This window comes from Caulobacter sp. ALps2, from assembly GCF_058681635.1.
Genome location: NZ_CM178743.1, coordinates 446,799 through 464,951, shown reverse-complemented (window position 1 = coordinate 464,951; position 18,153 = coordinate 446,799). Strand labels below are relative to the sequence as shown.

General features: G+C 68.7%; 20 protein-coding genes. 15 read left to right on the top strand and 5 right to left on the bottom strand.

Going from position 1 to position 18,153, the window contains the following annotated elements:
- Positions 1-32: 32 nt before the first annotated feature.
- Together pabB and ACW173_RS02030 are read left to right on the top strand one after the other, a co-directional pair.
- Positions 33-1,361, top strand: coding sequence for an aminodeoxychorismate synthase, component I (gene pabB / locus ACW173_RS02035; RefSeq protein WP_492083224.1), 1,329 nt, complete (start codon positions 33-35; stop codon positions 1,359-1,361).
- Positions 1,358-2,131 carry an aminotransferase class IV gene (locus ACW173_RS02030; protein ID WP_492083223.1) on the top strand — a complete coding sequence of 258 codons (774 nt, stop codon included), beginning with the start codon at positions 1,358-1,360 and terminating at the stop codon, positions 2,129-2,131. Before pabB ends, ACW173_RS02030 begins: the two co-directional genes overlap by 4 nt.
- Here the strand turns inward: ACW173_RS02030 and ACW173_RS02025 are convergent.
- The 3 genes from ACW173_RS02025 to ACW173_RS02015 all read right to left on the bottom strand — a co-directional run bounded on the left by ACW173_RS02025 (position 2,080) and on the right by ACW173_RS02015 (position 3,722).
- Positions 2,080-2,634 (bottom strand): TadE/TadG family type IV pilus assembly protein, encoded by a 555-nt coding sequence (locus tag ACW173_RS02025; protein ID WP_492083222.1) that lies wholly within the window; start codon positions 2,632-2,634, stop codon positions 2,080-2,082. The genes ACW173_RS02030 and ACW173_RS02025 overlap by 52 nt on opposite strands.
- On the bottom strand, positions 2,631-3,173 hold the full coding sequence (locus ACW173_RS02020) for a TadE/TadG family type IV pilus assembly protein (protein WP_492083221.1): 543 nt from the start codon (positions 3,171-3,173) through the stop codon (positions 2,631-2,633). Before ACW173_RS02020 ends, ACW173_RS02025 begins: the two co-directional genes overlap by 4 nt.
- 99 nt (positions 3,174-3,272) lie before the next feature.
- Complete coding sequence (locus ACW173_RS02015) at positions 3,273-3,722, bottom strand: pilus assembly protein N-terminal domain-containing protein (protein WP_492083220.1); 450 nt, start codon at positions 3,720-3,722, stop codon at positions 3,273-3,275.
- Between the two features lie 317 nt (positions 3,723-4,039).
- On the opposite strand from ACW173_RS02015, the gene ACW173_RS02010 reads away from it, so the two are divergent.
- The 11 genes from ACW173_RS02010 (at position 4,040) to ACW173_RS01960 (ending at position 14,077) form a co-directional block, all read left to right on the top strand.
- On the top strand, positions 4,040-4,216 hold the full coding sequence (locus ACW173_RS02010) for a Flp family type IVb pilin (RefSeq protein ID WP_492083219.1): 177 nt from the start codon (positions 4,040-4,042) through the stop codon (positions 4,214-4,216).
- 221 nt (positions 4,217-4,437) lie between these two features.
- Positions 4,438-4,614 (top strand): Flp family type IVb pilin, encoded by a 177-nt coding sequence (locus tag ACW173_RS02005; protein ID WP_492083218.1) that lies wholly within the window; start codon positions 4,438-4,440, stop codon positions 4,612-4,614.
- Positions 4,615-4,760: 146 nt separating this feature from the next.
- Positions 4,761-5,273, top strand: coding sequence for an A24 family peptidase (locus ACW173_RS02000; RefSeq protein ID WP_492083217.1), 513 nt, complete (start codon positions 4,761-4,763; stop codon positions 5,271-5,273).
- Positions 5,274-5,483: 210 nt separating this feature from the next.
- Positions 5,484-6,374 (top strand): Flp pilus assembly protein CpaB, encoded by an 891-nt coding sequence (gene cpaB / locus ACW173_RS01995; protein ID WP_492083216.1) that lies wholly within the window; start codon positions 5,484-5,486, stop codon positions 6,372-6,374.
- Positions 6,371-8,026 carry a type II and III secretion system protein family protein gene (locus tag ACW173_RS01990; RefSeq protein WP_492083215.1) on the top strand — a complete coding sequence of 552 codons (1,656 nt, stop codon included), beginning with the start codon at positions 6,371-6,373 and terminating at the stop codon, positions 8,024-8,026. The genes cpaB and ACW173_RS01990 overlap by 4 nt, the downstream gene beginning before the upstream one ends.
- A gap of 8 nt (positions 8,027-8,034) precedes the next feature.
- Entirely contained in the window at positions 8,035-8,730 is a 696-nt protein-coding gene (locus tag ACW173_RS01985; RefSeq protein WP_492083214.1) for a CpaD family pilus assembly lipoprotein, read from the top strand.
- A complete protein-coding gene (locus ACW173_RS01980) occupies positions 8,730-10,307 on the top strand; it encodes an AAA family ATPase (RefSeq protein ID WP_492083213.1) in 1,578 nt (525 codons plus the stop codon). The genes ACW173_RS01985 and ACW173_RS01980 overlap by 1 nt, the downstream gene beginning before the upstream one ends.
- Entirely contained in the window at positions 10,308-11,831 is a 1,524-nt protein-coding gene (locus ACW173_RS01975) for a TadA family conjugal transfer-associated ATPase (protein ID WP_492083212.1), read from the top strand.
- A gap of 6 nt (positions 11,832-11,837) precedes the next feature.
- Positions 11,838-12,815: a type II secretion system F family protein gene (locus tag ACW173_RS01970; protein WP_492083211.1), complete on the top strand. Its 978-nt coding sequence runs from the start codon at positions 11,838-11,840 to the stop codon at positions 12,813-12,815.
- A complete protein-coding gene (locus ACW173_RS01965) occupies positions 12,809-13,813 on the top strand; it encodes a type II secretion system F family protein (protein ID WP_492085866.1) in 1,005 nt (334 codons plus the stop codon). Before ACW173_RS01970 ends, ACW173_RS01965 begins: the two co-directional genes overlap by 7 nt.
- A 66-nt stretch (positions 13,814-13,879) precedes the next feature.
- On the top strand, positions 13,880-14,077 hold the full coding sequence (locus ACW173_RS01960; protein WP_492083210.1) for a hypothetical protein: 198 nt from the start codon (positions 13,880-13,882) through the stop codon (positions 14,075-14,077).
- A gap of 13 nt (positions 14,078-14,090) precedes the next feature.
- Here ACW173_RS01960 and ACW173_RS01955 read toward each other — a convergent pair whose 3' ends face one another.
- Entirely contained in the window at positions 14,091-14,915 is an 825-nt protein-coding gene (locus ACW173_RS01955) for a tetratricopeptide repeat protein (protein ID WP_492083209.1), read from the bottom strand.
- Between the two features lie 84 nt (positions 14,916-14,999).
- Between ACW173_RS01955 and ACW173_RS01950 the strand changes: the two genes are divergently transcribed.
- Positions 15,000-16,418: a leucyl aminopeptidase family protein gene (locus ACW173_RS01950; RefSeq protein WP_492083208.1), complete on the top strand. Its 1,419-nt coding sequence runs from the start codon at positions 15,000-15,002 to the stop codon at positions 16,416-16,418.
- Complete coding sequence (locus ACW173_RS01945; RefSeq protein WP_492083207.1) at positions 16,415-17,275, top strand: C40 family peptidase; 861 nt, start codon at positions 16,415-16,417, stop codon at positions 17,273-17,275. Before ACW173_RS01950 ends, ACW173_RS01945 begins: the two co-directional genes overlap by 4 nt.
- Positions 17,276-17,341: 66 nt before the next feature.
- On the opposite strand, the gene ACW173_RS01940 is transcribed toward ACW173_RS01945, so the two are convergent.
- On the bottom strand, positions 17,342-18,043 hold the full coding sequence (locus ACW173_RS01940) for a c-type cytochrome (RefSeq protein WP_492083206.1): 702 nt from the start codon (positions 18,041-18,043) through the stop codon (positions 17,342-17,344).
- Positions 18,044-18,153 lie beyond the last annotated feature (110 nt).

Here is an 18,153-nt window from a genome sequence, read left to right as displayed (position 1 = left end):
GGGGGGCGGCGGCGCCTGCTACACCCGCCCCCATGCGCCGCGTCGCCCTCCTCACCGCCCCCTGGCGCGAGCCGGTCTGGGCGCTGGCTCCGTTCCGGGATGAGCCGTACGCGTGCGCCCTGGTCACGGGCGGGCAGGGCAGGTGGTCGTATCTGCTGCGCGCGCCGGACGCGACATTCAGCCTCGCGGCCGCCGACGCCGCTGACCCCTTCACGAGGCTCGCCGAGCTGATCGGTTCGAAGGCGGCGGGGGACCCGGAAGGCCCACCGTTCCAGGGCGGCGTCGTGGGCCTGGCCGCCTACGAACTGGGCGACAGGGTCGAAAGTCTGGGCCTTGGCCGCACCGACTGGCCGGACCTGATCTGCGCGCGTTATCCGGCCCTGCTGGCCTTCGACCACCACGCGCGGCGGGTGGTCGCGGTCGGCCGCGGCGAGACTGACGCCGAGGCCGCCGAGCGCGCCCGCGCCGCCCTGGCCTGGCTGGACGCTCCGACACCGAACCGCCCCGAACGCGCCGGCCCGCTGTGCGCCGACCTCGTCGCCTCCGATGGCGAGGCGTACCAGACCGCCGTGGCCCAGGTGGTCGACCGCATCGTCGACGGCGAGATCTTCCAGGCCAATATAGCCCGCGCCTGGACCGGTCGCCTCTCCGCCGGCGCCGACCCGTTCGACCTGTTCGTTCGTCTGCGCGCCCAAAGCCCGGCGCCGTTCTCGGCCTATCTGCGCCTGCCGGGCCGCGCCCTGGTGTCGAACTCGCCCGAGCGCTTTCTCAAGCTGGACCCGTCCGGGGCGATCGAGACCAAGCCGATCAAGGGCACCCGCCCGCGCGGCCGCGACGCCGCTGAAGACCGGGCCCTCGCCGCCGAGCTGCTGGCCAGCGACAAGGATCGGGCCGAGAACCTGATGATCGTGGATTTGATGCGCAACGACCTGGCGCGCGTGTCGCCGCCGGGTAGCGTCAAGGCGCCCGAGCTGTTCAAGGTCGAAAGCTTCGCCAACGTCCACCATCTGGTCTCGACGGTGACCGGCCAACTGGCCGATGGCCGCACCGTCGCCGACTTGCTACGGGCCAGCTTCCCGCCGGGCTCGATCACCGGCGCGCCCAAGGTCCAGGCCATGAAGGTGATCGCCGGGCTGGAGCCGCCGCGTGGTCCCTATTGCGGCTCGCTGTTCTGGGCCGGGTTCGACGGGGCGTTCGACTCGAGCGTGCTGATCCGCACCGTCGGCCTCGTCCAGGACGCGGAAGGCTGGCGGCTGGAAGCGCGCGCCGGAGCCGGCATCGTCGCCGACAGCGATCCGCGCGGCGAACGCCTGGAAACCGAAGCCAAGATCGCCGCCCTGAAGAAGGCCCTGACGGAATGATCCCACATGATGATCGTGGTCTCCTCCTGGGCGACGGCCTGTTCGAGACCCTGCTGGCGGTCGATGGCCACTTGCCGCGCCTCGCCGCTCACCTCGACCGCATGGCCGCCGGCTGCGAAGCCCTGAACCTGCCGTTCGACCGCGATGAAGCCGAGCGGGTGGCGCGCGAGGCCGTGCCGGAGGAGGGCCGGTTCGCCGTCCGCCTGACCCTGACCGCCGGCTCGGGCGGCCGAGGCTTGGACCGTCCCGCCGCCCCGGCCCCGATCCTGTTCGCCAAGGCCGCGCCCTCGGCCCCGGTGACCGCGCCCGCCACGGTTATCGTCGCGACCGCCCGCCGCAACGAAGGCTCACCGGCGTCGCGTCTGAAGACCCTGAGCTATCTCGACAACGTCCTGGCCCGCGCCGAGGCCCGCGCGGCCGGCGCCGACGAGGCGGTGATGCTGAACAACCGCGGCGAGCTCGCCTGCGCCGCCGCCGCGAACCTGTTCTGGATCAAGGCTGGCCGCCTCTACACCCCGCGCCTGGACTGCGGCGTCCTGGCGGGCGTCACCCGGGCGCGACTGATGGCGCTCCGGGCGGTGGAAGAGGTCGCGGTGGGCGTGGAAGCGCTGGAGTCGGCGGAGACGATCTTCCTGACCAACAGCTTGATCGGGGTCCGGGAAGTGTCGCGGCTTGGGGAGAGGGACTTCGCGCCGCACCCGTTGGTGGAGGAGCTCGCTCAGCTCGCCGTGTTCCACAGCACCGAGTCGGTCTTGCGCGGGCGCAGATAGTAGGTGCGGTTGAAGGTCATGCCGGCCGGCAGGACCAGTTTGATGGCCGAGGTGTAGTTGTAGCTGACGCGGGCCAGGATCACGCTCTGGTTGGCCGGCAGCACGCCGACGGGGACGTCGGTCAGCACGGCGCCCTGGGAAGGGCAATTGGCCATGCCGGAGACCGAGGCCTTGGACCAGGCGACGGTGTCCTTGCCTTTCGAGTCCGAGGCGACGCTGACCAGACACATCTTTAGCCGCCCCGTGGTCGGGAACGGCGACATGATGGTGTCGCCGATCTTGAAGATGTCGGCGGTCTTCAACGGGCCGGTCTGGCTGCTCTGGGCCACCAGGTCGCCGATGGCCGAGGCCAGGTTGGACAGGCGGCGCTGGGCCATCATGGCCTGGGTCAGCTCGGCCATGCCGCAGTACAGGGTGATCAGCACCGGGGCGATCAGGGCGAACTCCACGGCGGTCGCGCCGCGGCGGCTGCGCCAGAAGCCCTTCAGGCGCGGCGCGCTCATTGGTAGGGCTCGTTGGAGAAGGCGGTGGCGGCGTAGATGATCCGCTTGCCGTTGGCCGATTGCAGGCCGGTGGTCAGCAACGGCGTGATCAGCGGCCAAGTGTAGTAGGCGCGGACCAGCACGATTGAACCTGGCGAGCCTGGATCCCAGTTCATGGTGGTGGGTACGTTCAGGTTCGCGGACGAGGTGTTGGTGCTGGCGTAGTCGCTGAAGGTGCGCACGTCGATCTGCAGCGCCCCCTGGCACTTGGAGCCCAGCCAGCTGAGCTTGTTGCAGACGGCGGTCTTGAAGGTGGAGGCCGTGCCGCCGGCGGTCTGGACCTGGCCGGTGCGGATGGTGCGGCCGACGTCGGCGACGGCGGTCTCCAGGGTGATGGAGACCAGGAACACCAGGCCCAGCTCGATGATCGCGAAGATCAGCATCAGGAAGGGTATGCCAACGAGGGCGAACTCGACGGCGGTGGCCCCGCGCTCGGCGCGCGCGAAACGGCCGGCCATGCGGGCCAGCCGGGTCCTGGCGTGGGCGAGAAGACGGGCCATCAGGCGAGATTCCGTTCGGACCCGGACGGGTCGGTCGAGGAAAGACTAGCCGAACGATCCTAACCACTGGTTAGGCGCGCGCCCGCGTACGCGGGGGCGCTACGGCGTGCCGGGAGCGGCCGGCGCGCCGGCGGCGGGGGCCGGGGAGCCCAGGCGGGTGCACTGAGCCGCGCAGGCATAGTTGCTGGCGCTGTTGCCGCGATAGACGGTGACGCTGCCGCCGCCGTTCTCCGACACCACGATCTGGCGATCGGCAAGCGCGCGGCCGCCGGGACCGAAGGCCAGCAGGCTGGTCACGCCCGGCTTCTTGCCCAGCACCACCAGGGTGCGGTCGTTGACGACGCTGACGTCGGCGATGGTCGGGTCGCCGACCACGATGTCGCGCACCGCGCCGCCCATGCTGAGGTACGAGGCCTGGCCGGCGGCGACCGGCAGGTCGACCGTCGCGTTCGCCGCGCTCGTGGGCGTCGCGCGGACGGGTAGGGTCTGGGCGTTCGCGACGCCCCAGAAGGTCAGGGCGGCGGCGATGGAGAGCGAAAGGCGGCGCATGGAAGTTTCCGATCTCGGATCCGAACGTTCCCCAGCATCACTTTGTTTGGTCAACAAAAGACTAAAGCGCGGCTGTGTGCGTCCAAGCGTCGCTTGAGAAAAGCCTTGATTCCAAAGGGTTTGAGAGGTCTCGGGATGGGTGTGGTTAAGAACAAGTAATGGTAAATACAAATAAACCAAAAGAAAATCGCCGAAAACTATTCGATGTTTACTCAGCATTAAGTGCGCTGGGCGAAATTGATCGTGTTTTCGGGGGTGAGCAAGTCGAACGGCTTGAGAGCCTCAAATCAACTAGCTCTGGTTTAGGAGACCAAGTCATGACCAAGTTCGTCACTCGCTTCCTGAAGGATGAATCGGGCGCCACGGCCATCGAATACGGCCTGATCGTCGCCCTGATCTCGGTGATCATCGTGACCGCCGTCACGACCCTCGGCAGCAACATCAAGGGCGCCTTCGAAAAGGCCGCGACGGCGACGACGGCCGCTGGTTCGTAATAAGAACCTTCGCACGCTCGAAAAAAGAGGGTCGAGGCTAACGCCTCGGCCCTTTTTCTTTGCTTTCAAGTCTTTGTCCGTAGCGCGATTAGCGCGGAATACTCGCCGCTAGCGCTAATTTCTTTAGGTTGAGCGGCTGGTTAACCGACAACTCTAGGGTTCGATTCACTGCCGGCGACCTATTGTCGCGCCGTTGGTTCAACCTCTCGGAGACTGCGTTCATGACGCGCCTGCTCAAAGCCTTCGCTCAAGATGAATCCGGCGCCACCGCCATCGAATACGGTCTGATCGTCGCGCTGATCGCGGTGATCATCGTCGGTGCGGTGACCACGCTGGGCACGAATATCTCTGGCGCCTTCGACAAGGCCGCCACGGAAACGGCCGCCGCTGGCTCCTGATCGGATCTAACGCACGCTCGAAAACGGAAAGGGTCGAGGCCGTGCCTCGGCCCTTTTTCGTTTTTCGGGAGAGCGGGCGCGGGCTCAACGTTTGCTTCACCCGCCTGTCCCACAATGAAGCGATCCAAACGAGGCGCGTTTTCGCCATGCAGGCTCTTCAGATCTCGCTGCTGCTGGTCTTTCCGGCCCTGGCCATTGTCGGGGCGCTGAAGGACCTGACCAGCTACACGATCCCCAACTGGGTTTCCCTGGCCCTGATCGGCGCCTTTCCGATCGCGGCCCTGGCCGTCGGCGCGCCGCTGGGCGAGGTCGGCCTGTGCGCGGCCGTGGGTTTCGTCGGCCTCCTGATGGGCATGGGCATGTTCGCGGCCGGCTGGATCGGCGGCGGCGACGGCAAGCTGTTCGCGGCCTGCGCCCTGTGGCTGGGCTGGCCCGCCGCCCTGCCGTTCATGCTCTATACGGGCCTGGCCGGCGGCGCCCTGACCTTCGCCATCCTGGCCCTGCGTTCGGGCTGGCTGGCCCCGGCCGTGGCCGGCGGTCCCACTTGGCTACGCAAATTGGGGACGAACGGCGGCGACCTGCCTTACGGCGTCGCCATCGCGATCGGCGCCCTGGCGGCTTTCCCGCGAAGCCCGCTGGCGCACGGACTCCTGGGTTAGACAGCCTGCACGCGGCGGTTGCGGCCGCGCTCGCCCGACTCGTCCCGCGACAGCCTGTCGCGCGCCAGCCGGCTTTCGACGCAAAAACTTTTAGCGCCCGTTAACCATGCGCGAGCGACCATGGGGCGTGGCCAGAAAGGCTGACTGACGAATCGTGCGTGTTCGCCTGAAGGCGTCCGTTCGGCTCACCCTTGAGTTTCAGCCCGCGCCATGAGCCCCGTTCGCCTCCTGATCGTCCTGGTCGCCGCCATCTCGGCCATCGGCCTCGCCGTGGTCCTGCAGAAGGCGCTGGGCGGCAAGCCCGCCGCGCCGACGGCCCGGGCCGCGCCCGCCGCGGCGCCGGGCAAGCCCATGACCCAGGTCCTGGTGGCCAAGCGCGATCTGCCGATCGGCACGCGCCTGGTGGCCGCCGACGTCGCCTGGCAGGCCTGGCCCTCTGATTCAATAAGCACCGCCTTCATCACCAATGGCGCGGCGCCCGCCACGCCCGACGGCAAGGTCGAGGCCGCGAAGGCCAGTCTGGCCAACACCGCCGACCAGATGATTGGCGGCGATCCGGCCAAGGTGGTCGAGGGCGCGATCGTTCGCGACCCGATCCTGACCGGCGAGCCGATCACCAACCGCAAGATCGTGCGTGGCGGGGAGGGCGGCTACCTCTCGGTCGTGCTGACCCCGGGCAAGCGGGCGATGGCCGTGCAGGTCACCTCCGACACCGCCGTGGGCGGCTTCATCCTACCCGGCGACCGCGTCGACGTGCTGATGACCCGCGACGTCCAGAACACCTCGACCGAGAACGCCTCGGGCAAGACGGTCGTCGCCGAGACCGTCCTGCAGAACATCCGCGTGCTGGCGCTGGACCAGAGCACCGCCGCCGACAAGGACGCCAAGTCCATCGTCGCGGCCACCGCCACCCTCGAGGTGGGTCCGGTCGAGGCCGAGGCCCTGGCCCGCGCCAAGGCGGCCGGCGCCGTCTCGCTGGCCCTGCGCGCCTATACCGACCTGGGCGGTCCCTCGGGCATGACGCGCCCGGCCGCTCAAGACGACTCCACCGTCCGTATCAACCGCGGCGGTCAGACCACCAGCGTGGCGGTGCGCCCATGAGCCGCCCGGTGAAAGCGAACATGACCAGAAAACGCCTGACGGTCCCCGTGGCCGCCATGCTGGCCCTCTCCTGGACCGCGCCGGCGTTCGCCGACGGCCCGGTGGGCGGCTCGCACGTCTACCGCCCCCCCGCCCGCGTCTCGCGTCCGGCCCCGCCGCCGCTCGCGTCGGTCTACGCCCCGTCGCCGTCCGAGCAGGTGGTGCGCATCACCTTGACCGCCGACCAGAACGCGGCCGCCGTCGAGCTGGCCAAGGGCAAGTCGGCGATCATCGAGCTGCCGACCGACGTCCGCGACCTGCTGGTCACCAACCCGCTCATTGCCGACGCCGTGCTGCGCGACAAGCGCCGCATCTATGTGGTCGGCCTGGAACAGGGCACGACGGACGCGGCGTTCTTCGACGCCACCGGCCGCCGCATCGTGTCGCTGAACATCCGGGTGACCGCGCCCGTCGACCAGCTGGCCGATACGCTGAACAGCGTCCTGCCCAACGCCAAGATCCGCGTGCAGCCCATCCGCGACAGCGTGGTGCTGACCGGCATGGTGCGCAACGCGTCGGAGTCGGAATCCGCCGCGCGCATCGCCGCCCAGTTCGTCGGCGCGCCGGAAAAGGTGCTCAACATGCTGAGCATCGCCGGCAAGGACCAGGTGATGCTGCAGGTCCGCATCGTCGAGGTGCAGCGCAACATCGTCAAGCAACTGGGCTTCGACACCAGCGCGGTGCTGGGCCAGCTGGGCGAGACCCAGTATAAGTTCGGCATGACGCCGACCTTCGGCGTCAACGGCAGCCTGCTAGGCGGGATCACCGGCGGCTACTTCACTGACACCACCAAGCAGCCTCAGATGATCATCCCCTGCGGGGCGGGCATCACGGGCACGTGCTACGGCGTCGTGCGCGATACTAGCGTCTATGCGAATGGCGACACCGCCACGATCCGCGACACAGCCGGCAGCGCCGGCCTGAACTCGGCCAAGGGCATGGTCCAGGCGTTCGAGCGGGTGGGCCTGATGCGCACCCTGGCCGAGCCGAACTTGACGGCCGTGTCGGGCGAGAAGGGCAACTTCCTGGTCGGCGGCGAATTCCCGGTCCCCACCGGACAGGACGAGACCGGCAAGATCTCGATCGAATTCAAGCCTTATGGCGTGGGCCTGGGCTACACCCCGGTGGTGCTGTCGGGCGGCCGGATCTCGCTGAAGATCAGCACCGAGATCTCGGAGTTGACCAACCTGGGCGCCTTCTCGGTGTCCACCGGCAACGCCGCCAGCCTGGTCGTGCCGGGCCTGTCGGTCCGCCGCGCCGAGACCACGGTCGAACTGCCGTCGGGCGGTTCGTTCATGATCGCCGGCCTGCTTCAGCAGACCACCAAGCAGACGATCGACTCGCTGCCGGGCATGACCAGCCTGCCGATCCTGGGCACGCTGTTCCGCTCGCGCGACTTCCAGAACGGCCAGACCGAGCTGGTGATCATCGTCACCCCGTACATCGTGGACCCCACCCGTCCGCAGAATCTGCAGACCCCGGCCGACGGCCTGGATTTCGCCAACGACATGAGCACGGTCCTGCTGGGCCGGCTCAACAAGGTGGTCAAGGCGCCGTCTGGCGCCAATTCCGGGCGCGCCTATCAGGGCCCGGTCGGCTACGTGATCGAGTAGGACGCGCCATGACGCACAAGCCCATCGTCCAGACCGTCCTGAAGACCGGCCTCGGAACCGGCCTGCTGATCGCCGCCCTCGCCGGGCTGGCCGGCTGCGCCTCGGCGCCGTCCGACCAGGGGCCATCCAAGACCGCGGCCACCGAAACCCAGCAGTGGGTGGACAAGATCAAGGTCAGCTCCGCTCCGGACGAGATCGTACTGGCGCCGCACGCCACCGGCCTGTCGGCCAACCAGTCGGCCGCCCTGGAAGACCTGCACCGCCGCTGGCTCGAGGCCGAGGGCCGCGAGCTGCTGGTCACCGCGCCGAATGCGTCGGGCCTCATGGCCACGCAGATCCGCGACCGCCTGGTCAGCCTCGGCGCGCGGGTGCGGATTGTCGGCTTCAATCCGACGGGGCCCGAGGACGACGTCATCCGCGTCGGTTTCCTTCGCTACGAGGCCGAACCGCTGAAGTGCGGCCAGCGCTGGGAGAACCTGACGGCGACCCGCAACAACACCGCCTACGACAACTTCGGCTGCGCCATGGCCGCGAACATGGCCGCCCAGGTCGCCAACCCCGAGGACCTGATCCGGCCGCGCGACACGGATCCGGCCGATCCGGGCCGGCGCGACGTGATCCTGGGCAAGTACCGCAAGGGCGAGGTCACCAGTTCCGCGAAGGAAGACTCGTCCAGCGGCACGATCTCGAAGGCGATCCCGTAATGCGCCCGACAGACAACGATCCTTTCGACCTGGGCTTCGACGCCGCCGACGAGTTCACGACCGGCGCGTCCGATCCCTGGCGCTCGGCCGCGCCCTCGCTGACCCCGGCGGGCGGTTTCGACGATCCGTTCGCCGACTTTCCGCCGGCCCGTCCGCGCGACGACGCTCCGCCCCCCCGCGCCCCGCAAAGGCACGGGCAGACGGCGCCGCCGCCGGTCACGCGTCCGCAACAACAGCAGCGTCCGGCGCAACAACAGCCGCAGCGCGCGCCGCCACCGGCCGCCGCCAGCTATGAAGACCGCGACCTGGCCATCGCGCCCAAGGTCCCGCCGGCCGCCGCCGAGCCGGTCTATCACGAGCCGATCGCCGACAGCGGCCTGGGCGAGGCGGTGATCCCGCGCATCACCCTGCACGCCTTCTGCGCCCGTCCCGAGACGATGGCGCTGATCGAGCACGCCGCCGCCGATCGTCGCATGGCTCGCGCCTCGACCATCGTCCGCGACGGCGGCCTGGAAGCGGCCGTCGAGTACTACCAGAACCAGCCGACGCCCTCGCTGGTCATGGTCGAGACCACCGACACCGCCCAGCGTCTGCTGCACCTGCTCGACAGCCTGGCCCAGGTCTGCGACCCGGGCACCAAGGTGGTCGTGGTCGGCCAGACCAACGACATCGCCCTGTACCGGGAGCTGATCCGCCGCGGGGTCAGCGAATACCTGACCCAGCCGCTGTCGCCCCTTCAGGTGATCCGCGCGGTCGGCGCGCTGTATGCCGACCCGGCCGCGCCGTTCATCGGCCGCCAGATCGCCTTCGTCGGCGCCAAGGGCGGGGTGGGGGCCTCGACCCTGGCGCACAACTTCGCCTGGTCGATGGCCGAGAAGATGCAGACGGCCACCGTGCTGGCCGACCTGGATCTGGCCTTCGGCACCGCCGGCCTCGACTTCAACCAGGATCCCTTGCAGGGCATGCTGGACGCGCTGAGCCAGCCCGACCGCCTGGACCCGGTGCTGATGGACCGCATGATGGTCCGCTGCGGCGATCGCCTCTCGCTGTTCGCCGCTCCGGCCTCGCTGGACGATGACTACGAGATCAACGCCGACGCCTATGAGGAAGTGACCCAGAAGATCCGCGGCGCCGCGCCCTTCGTGGTGCTGGACATCCCGCACGTCTGGGGCGCCTGGACCCGCCGCGTGCTGGTCGGCTCGGACGAGCTGGTCGTGGTGGCCACGCCGGATCTGGCCAGCTTGCGCAACGCCAAGAACATCATCGACCTGGTCAAGGGCTCGCGGCCCAACGACGTGCCGCCACGCCTCGTCTTGAACCAGGTCGGCGTGCCCGGCCGTCCCGAAATCCCCGTCAAGGACTTCGGCGAGGCCCTGGGCGTCCAGCCTTCGCTGGTGTTGCCGTTCGATCCCAAGCCCTATGGCCTGGCGGCCAACAACGGCCAGATGCTGGCCGAGGTGGCGCCCAAGTCGAAGGCGGCCGAGGGTCTGGAGCACCTGGCTCGTCTGATCAGCCGGCGCGAGCCTCCGGCGCCCCAGAAGACATCCATGCTCTCGGGCCTGTTCAAGAAGAAGTAGATGTTCGGCAAGCGCGATCAGTCAGCCCCCGCCGACCAGAAGGCGCCGCCCCCCGCTCCGGCGGGCGGCGCGCCTATCGCCACGCGCCCGCAACGGGTCGAGCCGGCCCCCGCCGAACCGAAAGCGCCTGCTCCCAAGGTCAACAGTCCTTCAAAAGGGGGCCCAGCGCCCAAGGCGACGGCGGGCCTGGACCAACTGCGCGCCGCCCAAGGCGTCGCCGCCGCCCAGACGACCAATATCGTCCGCGAGCAGAGCGACTACTATCACGCCACCAAGACCACGATCTTCAACGCCCTGCTGAACACCATCGACCTGAGCCAGCTGGCCCAGCTCGACATCAAGGCGGCGGCGGAAGAGATCCGCGACATCGTCGCCGAACTGGTGGCGATCAAGAACGTCTCGATGTCGGTGTCCGAGCAGGAGCACCTGGTCCAGGACATCATCAACGACGTCCTCGGCTACGGCCCGCTGGAGCCGCTGCTGGCCCGCGACGACATCGCCGACATCATGGTCAATGGCGCGCACCGGGTGTTCATCGAAGTGGGCGGCAAGGTCCAGCTGACCAATGTCCGCTTCCGCGACAATCTCCAGCTGATGAACATCTGCCAGCGGATCGTCAGCCAGGTCGGCCGCCGCGTCGACGAAAGCTCGCCGATCTGCGACGCTCGCCTGCCGGACGGCAGCCGCGTTAACGTCATCGCGCCCCCCTTGGCTCTGGACGGTCCGACCCTGACCATCCGGAAGTTCAAGAAGGACAAGCTGACGATGAAGAACCTGGTGGAGTACGCCTCCATCAGCCCGGAAGGGGCGCGGGTCCTGGGCGTCATCGGCGCCTGCCGCTGCAACATCGTCATCTCGGGGGGCACCGGTTCGGGCAAGACCACCCTGCTCAACACCATGACCGCCTTCATCGACCCCACCGAGCGGGTCGTGACCTGCGAGGACGCCGCCGAACTGCAGCTGCAGCAGCCGCACGTGGTGCGCCTGGAAACCCGGCCGCCAAACCTGGAAGGCTCCGGCGCGGTCACCATGCGCGATCTGGTCAAGAACTGTCTGCGGATGCGTCCCGAACGCATCATCGTCGGCGAAGTCCGCGGCCCGGAGGCGTTCGACCTCCTGCAGGCCATGAATACTGGCCACGACGGCTCGATGGGCACGCTGCACGCCAACAGCCCGCGAGAAGCCATCAGCCGTATCGAGAGCATGATCACCATGGGCGGCTACGGCCTGCCCTCGAAGACCATCAAGGAGATGATCGTCGGCTCGGTCGACGTCATCGTCCAAGCGGCGCGCTTGCGCGATGGTAGCCGCCGCATCACCCACATCACCGAGGTGGTCGGCCTGGAAGGCGACGTGATCGTCACCCAGGACCTCTTCGTCTACGAGATCACCGGCGAGGACGCCGACGGCAAGGTCGTGGGCAAGCACCGCTCGACCGGCATCGCCCGCCCGCGCTTCTGGGATCGCGCCCGCTATTACGGCCTGGAGCGCGAGCTGGCCGAAGCCCTCGACGCGGCGGAGTAGGCGGTCATGCTGTTCATCCTGGCCGGGATCCTGGGCTTCATCACCATCGCGGGCCTCGGCTTCGCCTTCGCCGGCGGCGACAGCGGCTCGGCCAAGGCGGCCAAGCGCGCCCAGCTCATCGCCCACGGCGGCGAGCGCCAGGCCAGCGTCCGCGCCAAGGCCGCGGCCAACACGCCCGACGCTCGTCGCCAGGCCATCCTCAAGTCCCTGAAGGACCAGGAGCGCAAGCAGAAGAAGGCGTCGCTGAGCATCGGCGCGCGCATGCAGGCCGCGGGCCTGGGCCAGAACGTCCGCATGTTCTGGATCATCAGCGGCGTGCTGGGCGTGTTCGTGGCCCTGATCATCCTGCTGCTGGGCCAGCTGCCCCTGGTCGCCCTGGGCGCGGGCTTCGCCGCCGGCGCGGGCCTGCCGCGCTGGGTGCTGGGTTTCCTGGCCACCAGCCGCACCAAGAAGTTCACCGAGGCCTTCGCCGACGCCGTCGACATCATCGTGCGCGGCATCAAGTCGGGCCTGCCGGTCCACGACTGCCTGAAGATCATCGGCAAGGAATGCCCCGAGCCCCTGGCCGGCGAGTTCCGCACCCTGACCGAGAACGTGGCCATGGGCGTGCCGATGGATGCGGCCCTGGAGAAGATGTACGAGCGCATGCCGACCAACGAGCTGCGCTTCTTCTCGATCGTGCTGGCCATCCAGCAGAAGACCGGCGGCAACCTGGCCGAAGCCTTGGGCAATCTTTCCACGGTGCTGCGCGCGCGCAAGCTGATGAAGGAGAAGATCAAGGCGCTCTCCGCCGAAGCGGTCGCCTCGGCCTTCATCATCGGTTGCATGCCGCCGGGCGTGGTCACCCTGATCACCGTGACGTCGCCGTCCTACATGAAGCCGATGTTCACCGATCCGCGCGGCCACCTCATGCTGCTGGCCGGCGCCACCCTGATGACCATGGGCATCTTCGTGATGCGCAAGATGATCAACTTCAAATTCTAGGGGAGGGCCGCGTGAACATCGTCGACACCCTGACCGACCCGTCGAACCTGCTGACGGCGTTCATCGCCCTGGTGGTGTTCGCCACGATCATCACCCTGGCCGCGCCGGCGATGCGCGACAACAACCTGGAAGGCCGCCTGAAGTCGGTGGCCAACCGCCGCGAGGAACTGCGCCGCAAGTCGCGCCAGAACATCGCCGCGCGCACCGGTCCGGGCAGCGGCACGCTGCGCCACACCGACGAAGGCCTCTACAAGAATGTCGTCGAGCGCCTGCAGCTGTCGCGGCTGCTGGAGGATCCCAAGGTCGTCGACAAGCTGGCCCAGGCCGGCTTTCGCGGGCCGCGCCCCGTGTCGACCTTCTACTTCTTCCGCTTCATCATGCCGTTCGCCTGCGCGGCCGTGGCGGCGTTCTATCTGTACGTCATCAACGGCTTTGGCCTGCTGCCCATCCAGAAGGTCTGCTTCTGCGTGGGCTTCCTGGCGCTCGGCTACTACGCGCCGAACGTCTACATCAGCAACATCGCCCAGAAGCGCCGTGAGTCGATCGTCGCCGCCTTCCCGGACGCGCTGGACCTGCTGCTGATCTGCGTGGAAAGCGGCATGTCGATCGAGGCGGCCATCCAGAAGGTCGGCTCGGAAGTCGGCGCCTCGTCGATGGAGCTGGCCGAGGAGCTGTCCCTGCTGACCGCCGAGCTGTCCTACCTGCCCGACCGCCGCCTGGCCTACGAGAACCTGGCGCGCCGGACCAACCATCCCGGCATCAAGTCGGTGGCCACCGCCATGATCCAGGCCGAACGCTACGGCACGCCCCTGGGCACCGCCCTGCGCGTGATGGCCAAGGAAAACCGCGAACTGCGCCTCTCGGCCGCCGAAAAGAAAGCCGCCGCCCTGCCGGCTCAGCTGACCGTGCCGATGATCATGTTCTTCCTGCCGGTGCTGTTCCTGATGATCCTCGGGCCCGCGATCATGAGCATCATGGACGTCTTCGGGAAGAAGTAGGCGCCACACCGACTGGCGTATGGTTTGCGAGTCCTTAACCGGAACGTTTCGGTTTGGGACAGTGCAATGGATTACGGCTTCGGGAAGGGTCCTCCAGTTCGCGTGTTCGCGAAGGAGGAAGAGGGTGGCGCGGCCATGGAGATGGCGCTGCTTTTGGGACTGGCGGCGTTCTTCGCGTTCACGATGAAACACCTGCTGGCCGAGCCCCTCATGGGCACGTTCAGCAAAGCCGCCCAGGTGATGAGCCAGGCGCTGGCGGGGTAGGCGGCTTAGCGCCCTACTGCCCGCCGCCGGCCTTCATGGCGTCCCACGATCTGTTCGCGCCGGCCTGCCCAATCGCGGCGCGGAGGTAGGCCAGGTTGTTGGCGACCTGTTCGGGGGGGAGGTCGGCGCGGGCCAGTTTTTCGGCTTCGGCCAAACGACCTTGAAGACCAACCACCAAGGCGAGGTTCTGGCGCACCTGGATGGTGGCCGTCGGCAGGGCGGCGGCGCGGCGCAGCTGGATCTCCGCATTCGCCAGATCGCCCTTGGCGGCCAGGTGCATGGCGTAGTTGGCCAGCGGCGTGGCCTCGTTGGGGGCCAGCGCCAGGGCTTGGCGGTGGGCGGCCTCGGACTCGTCGTCGCGCTGGGCCTGTTCATAGGCCACGCCCAGCAGGGTCCGCGGGCGCCAGTCCTTGGGGTTCTGGGCGGCGGCCTTGCGGGCCGGGTCGATAGCGTAGAAGCCCTGGCCGCGCGCGATGTGGGCGCGGGCCAGCTCCAGCAGCAGCCCGTTGTCGTTGGGGTTGGAGACCAGGGCCTTGGTCGCGACCTCGGCGGCGTCGTCGTTGCGGCCCAGGCCGCGCAGGGCTTGGGCCAGACCCGCGCCGGCCTCGGCGTCGGCCGGATCGATCTCGAACTCAGAACCCCAGAAGGCCGCGCGGGCCAGCGGGTCCAGGCGACGCGCCTCGGCGCGCTGCTGGGCCGAGGCCTTTTGGATCGCCGGCGTGGACGGAGCGGCGGCTTGCGGCGCGGGCTTGGACGCGTCCGCCGCGAAGGCGGGCGAGCTCAACAGCAGGGCTGCCGGGACGAGAACGGTTGCGACGAGCGCGCGCTTGCGACACATGAAAGACATGTCTCCAGAGAGTGCGCCCATTGTCCGGGCGCGCCCTCAAGGAATCGTTAAGCATAATTTTAAAGGGTTCCGCCGATGACCGACGCGACGCATCCGATCTTGGCGCAGGCCGACGGTCAGGCGATCCCGGTCCACCCGTTGGCCGAGGTCGAGGTCGAGGCTTTCCTGGCGCAAAAGCGCGCCGCGGTAAGGACTTACGCCGCCGCCAACACGTTCACGGGCAAGGCCGGCCAGGTGCTGGCGGTTCCCGGCGCCAGCGGCGCGATCGAGCGGGTGCTGTTCGGGTTGGGATCAAATCGAGGTGGGGGCCGCGTTGATCTGTCGCTGTTTCGCACCCTCGCGGGCAAGCTGCCGGCTGGCCAATACGCCCTGACCAGGATCCCCCGGGGCGTCGATCCCGGCGAGGCGGCGCTGGCCTTCGCCCTGGGGACCTATCGTTTCGACCGCTACAAGAAGAAGGGCGAGCCGATCGCCCGTCTGGTGGCCCCCAAGGGTGTCGACGCGGCTGTCGTGACCGCCTTCGCCCACGCCTGCGCCCTGTGCCGCGACATGGTCAACACCCCGGCCAACGACATGGGACCGCTGCAGATCGAGACCATCGCCGGCGAGATCGCCGAGAAGTACGGCGCGACCCTGTCGGTGGTGCGTGGCGATGATCTGCTGCGCGAGAACTATCCCGCCGTGCACGCCGTGGGCCGCGCCGCCGTCGCGGTGCGCGCGCCCCGGATGATCGAGGTGACCTGGGGGGATGCGGCCCACCCGGTGCTGGCCCTCGTGGGGAAGGGCGTTGTCTTCGACACCGGCGGCCTGGACATCAAGCCCTCGGCCGGCATGCGGCTGATGAAGAAGGACATGGGCGGCGCCGCTCACGCCCTGGCGCTCGGCCGGATGATCATGGAGGCCAGGCTGCCGGTGCGGCTGGTCATCCTGACCCCGGTGGTCGAGAACGCCATCGCCGGCGACGCCATGCGGCCGGGCGACGTGCTCCAGACCCGCGTCGGCCTGACCGTGGAAGTGGGCAACACCGACGCCGAGGGCCGCCTGATCCTGGCCGACGCCCTGACCCGCGCCGCGGAGTTGAAGCCCGCCCTGACCCTGGATTTCGCCACCCTGACCGGCGCGGCGCGCATGGCCCTGGGGCCGTTCGTGGTCCCGTTCTGGACACCCGACGACAAGCTGGCCGGCCAGATCGAGGCGGCCTCGAAGACCGTCTCCGACGCCCTGTGGCGCATGCCGCTGACCGACGCCTATCGCGAGGCCCTGGACAGCGACATCGCCGACCTCAAGAACGATCCCGACGGCTGGGCGCAGGCCGGCGCCACCACGGCGGCCTTGTTCCTGCGGCGCTTCGCCCCAAATGGAGAAGACACCGGCCCCTGGGCCCACTTCGACGTCTTCGCCTGGAACCCCAAGGGACGCCCCGGATTCCCGGTAGGGGCGGAGGTCCAGGCCATCCGCGCCGCGTTCGCCATGATCAAGAGCCGCTTCGCATGACCCCCGAAGGTTTTTTTGGAGACAGTCGAGTGACGCTGGCCCGCCCGGACCTCGCCGACCAGCGCCTGGAAGGCCTGGCCCCGGCCGAGCGTTATGCGGAGAGCCGGGTCATGGTCTGCGCGGTCCCGGCCACGGCGATTCGGGCCAGCGCCTCGCCCGACGCCGAGCAGTGGGACCAGCTTTTATTCGGCGAGGTCTTCCGGGTGCTGGAGGAAAAGGACGGCTTCGCCTGGGGTCAGGCCCCGCGCGACGGTTATGTCGGCTATGTCGCGGCGTCGGCCCTGATCGAGCAGGCCCATCCGCCGACCCACGCGGTCAGCGCCATCCGCACCTACGCCTTCAGCAAGCCCGACATCAAGTCGCGGCCCGAGGGGCTCTATAGCCTCAACAGTCTTGTGACGATCGAGGCCCGCGAAGGCCGCTTCGCCAAGGGGGCCGGCACGGGCTGGTTCGTCGAGGCGCACCTGACCGCCATCGGCCGGGGCGAGCGCGACTACGTCGCCATCGCGGAGCGTTTCCTGGGCGCGCCCTACCAGTGGGGCGGCCGCGAGAGCCTGGGCGTGGACTGCTCGGGCCTGGTCCAACAGGCTCTTTACGCCTGCGCCCGCGCCTGCCCAAGGGACACCGACATGCAGCGCGGCTTCTTCCCGGAGGTGGCCGAGGCCGACCGCGAGCGCGGCGATCTGGTGTTCTGGAAGGGCCACGTCGCCATCCTGCTGGACCGCGACACCATCCTCCACGCCAACGCCCACCACATGGCCACGGCGGTGGAGCCGTTGGGCGAGGCGGTGGCCCGGATCGAGGCTACGCTGACGGGCGGGGTGCTAGGATATCGCAGACCCTCGTCATTGGGATAAATAGAAAAAGGGCCGCGAAGGAAACTTCGCGGCCCTTTCAGATTCGGTGATCAGCCTAAAGGGTGATCAGACCTTTGGCGGCGCCGTATTGCCACCGGCTTGCGGGGCGGCCGGAGCGGCGGCCGCGCCAGCGGCCGGAGCGGTCGTGCCGCCCGGAGCGCCAGGCGCGGCGGCGTCGGCGGCCGGAGCGCCTTCAGCGGCCGGAGCGGCGGCGGCGGCGGCCGGACGCGGCGGCGGCACCGGCAGCTTGCTGCCCAGGCTGTGCAGGTAGGCGATCATCGCGATGCGGTCTTCCGGCTTCTTCAGACCCACGAAGGTCATGTTGGTGCCGGGAACGTCCTTACCGGGCGCCTTCAGGAAGGTGTACAGGGCGTCGTAGTCCCAGATCGGGGTCTTGCCCGAGAAGTCCTTCATCGCGCCCGAATAGTTGAAGCCCGGGTGACCGGCCGGCTTGCGGCCCACCACGTCCCACAGGCCAGGGCCCGTGGCGTTGGCGTTCGAGGCGTCCAGCTTGTGGCAAGCGGCGCACTTGGCCGCGACGGCCTCGCCAGCGGCGACATTGGCCGGGGTCAGCACGGCGGCCCAGTCGGGCGGGGTGTCGACGGCCGCGGCGCCACCGGCGGATTCTTCCTGGACCGCGATCTCGTAGCCGGCCTTCTCGACTTCATGCTTCTTGAAGACGATGTCGGACGCTTCGCGCAGACCGAAGATAACCAGGCCGGTCAGCAGCACGCCGCCAGCGATCTTGTTGAACGTCAGGTCGCTCATTTCAGCCTTGTCAGCCTCTTGTCCACCCGTCGAAAGGCGGGTCTGAAACCCGCGTACCGGAAGCCCCCCAAATGAGTCCCCAGTACGCGTCATGTTGCGCTCGCGTCTCT

Coding starts and splice junctions, on each gene's coding strand:
- pabB (WP_492083224.1), top strand. CDS start 33: ATGCGCCGCGTCGCCCTCCTCACCGCCCCCTGGCGCGAGCCGGTCTGG.
- ACW173_RS02030 (WP_492083223.1), top strand. CDS start 1,358: ATGATCCCACATGATGATCGTGGTCTCCTCCTGGGCGACGGCCTGTTC.
- ACW173_RS02025 (WP_492083222.1), bottom strand. CDS start 2,634: ATGAGCGCGCCGCGCCTGAAGGGCTTCTGGCGCAGCCGCCGCGGCGCG.
- ACW173_RS02020 (WP_492083221.1), bottom strand. CDS start 3,173: ATGGCCCGTCTTCTCGCCCACGCCAGGACCCGGCTGGCCCGCATGGCC.
- ACW173_RS02015 (WP_492083220.1), bottom strand. CDS start 3,722: ATGCGCCGCCTTTCGCTCTCCATCGCCGCCGCCCTGACCTTCTGGGGC.
- ACW173_RS02010 (WP_492083219.1), top strand. CDS start 4,040: ATGACCAAGTTCGTCACTCGCTTCCTGAAGGATGAATCGGGCGCCACG.
- ACW173_RS02005 (WP_492083218.1), top strand. CDS start 4,438: ATGACGCGCCTGCTCAAAGCCTTCGCTCAAGATGAATCCGGCGCCACC.
- ACW173_RS02000 (WP_492083217.1), top strand. CDS start 4,761: ATGCAGGCTCTTCAGATCTCGCTGCTGCTGGTCTTTCCGGCCCTGGCC.
- cpaB (WP_492083216.1), top strand. CDS start 5,484: ATGAGCCCCGTTCGCCTCCTGATCGTCCTGGTCGCCGCCATCTCGGCC.
- ACW173_RS01990 (WP_492083215.1), top strand. CDS start 6,371: ATGAGCCGCCCGGTGAAAGCGAACATGACCAGAAAACGCCTGACGGTC.
- ACW173_RS01985 (WP_492083214.1), top strand. CDS start 8,035: ATGACGCACAAGCCCATCGTCCAGACCGTCCTGAAGACCGGCCTCGGA.
- ACW173_RS01980 (WP_492083213.1), top strand. CDS start 8,730: ATGCGCCCGACAGACAACGATCCTTTCGACCTGGGCTTCGACGCCGCC.
- ACW173_RS01975 (WP_492083212.1), top strand. CDS start 10,308: ATGTTCGGCAAGCGCGATCAGTCAGCCCCCGCCGACCAGAAGGCGCCG.
- ACW173_RS01970 (WP_492083211.1), top strand. CDS start 11,838: ATGCTGTTCATCCTGGCCGGGATCCTGGGCTTCATCACCATCGCGGGC.
- ACW173_RS01960 (WP_492083210.1), top strand. CDS start 13,880: ATGGATTACGGCTTCGGGAAGGGTCCTCCAGTTCGCGTGTTCGCGAAG.
- ACW173_RS01955 (WP_492083209.1), bottom strand. CDS start 14,915: ATGTGTCGCAAGCGCGCGCTCGTCGCAACCGTTCTCGTCCCGGCAGCC.
- ACW173_RS01950 (WP_492083208.1), top strand. CDS start 15,000: ATGACCGACGCGACGCATCCGATCTTGGCGCAGGCCGACGGTCAGGCG.
- ACW173_RS01945 (WP_492083207.1), top strand. CDS start 16,415: ATGACCCCCGAAGGTTTTTTTGGAGACAGTCGAGTGACGCTGGCCCGC.
- ACW173_RS01940 (WP_492083206.1), bottom strand. CDS start 18,043: ATGAGCGACCTGACGTTCAACAAGATCGCTGGCGGCGTGCTGCTGACC.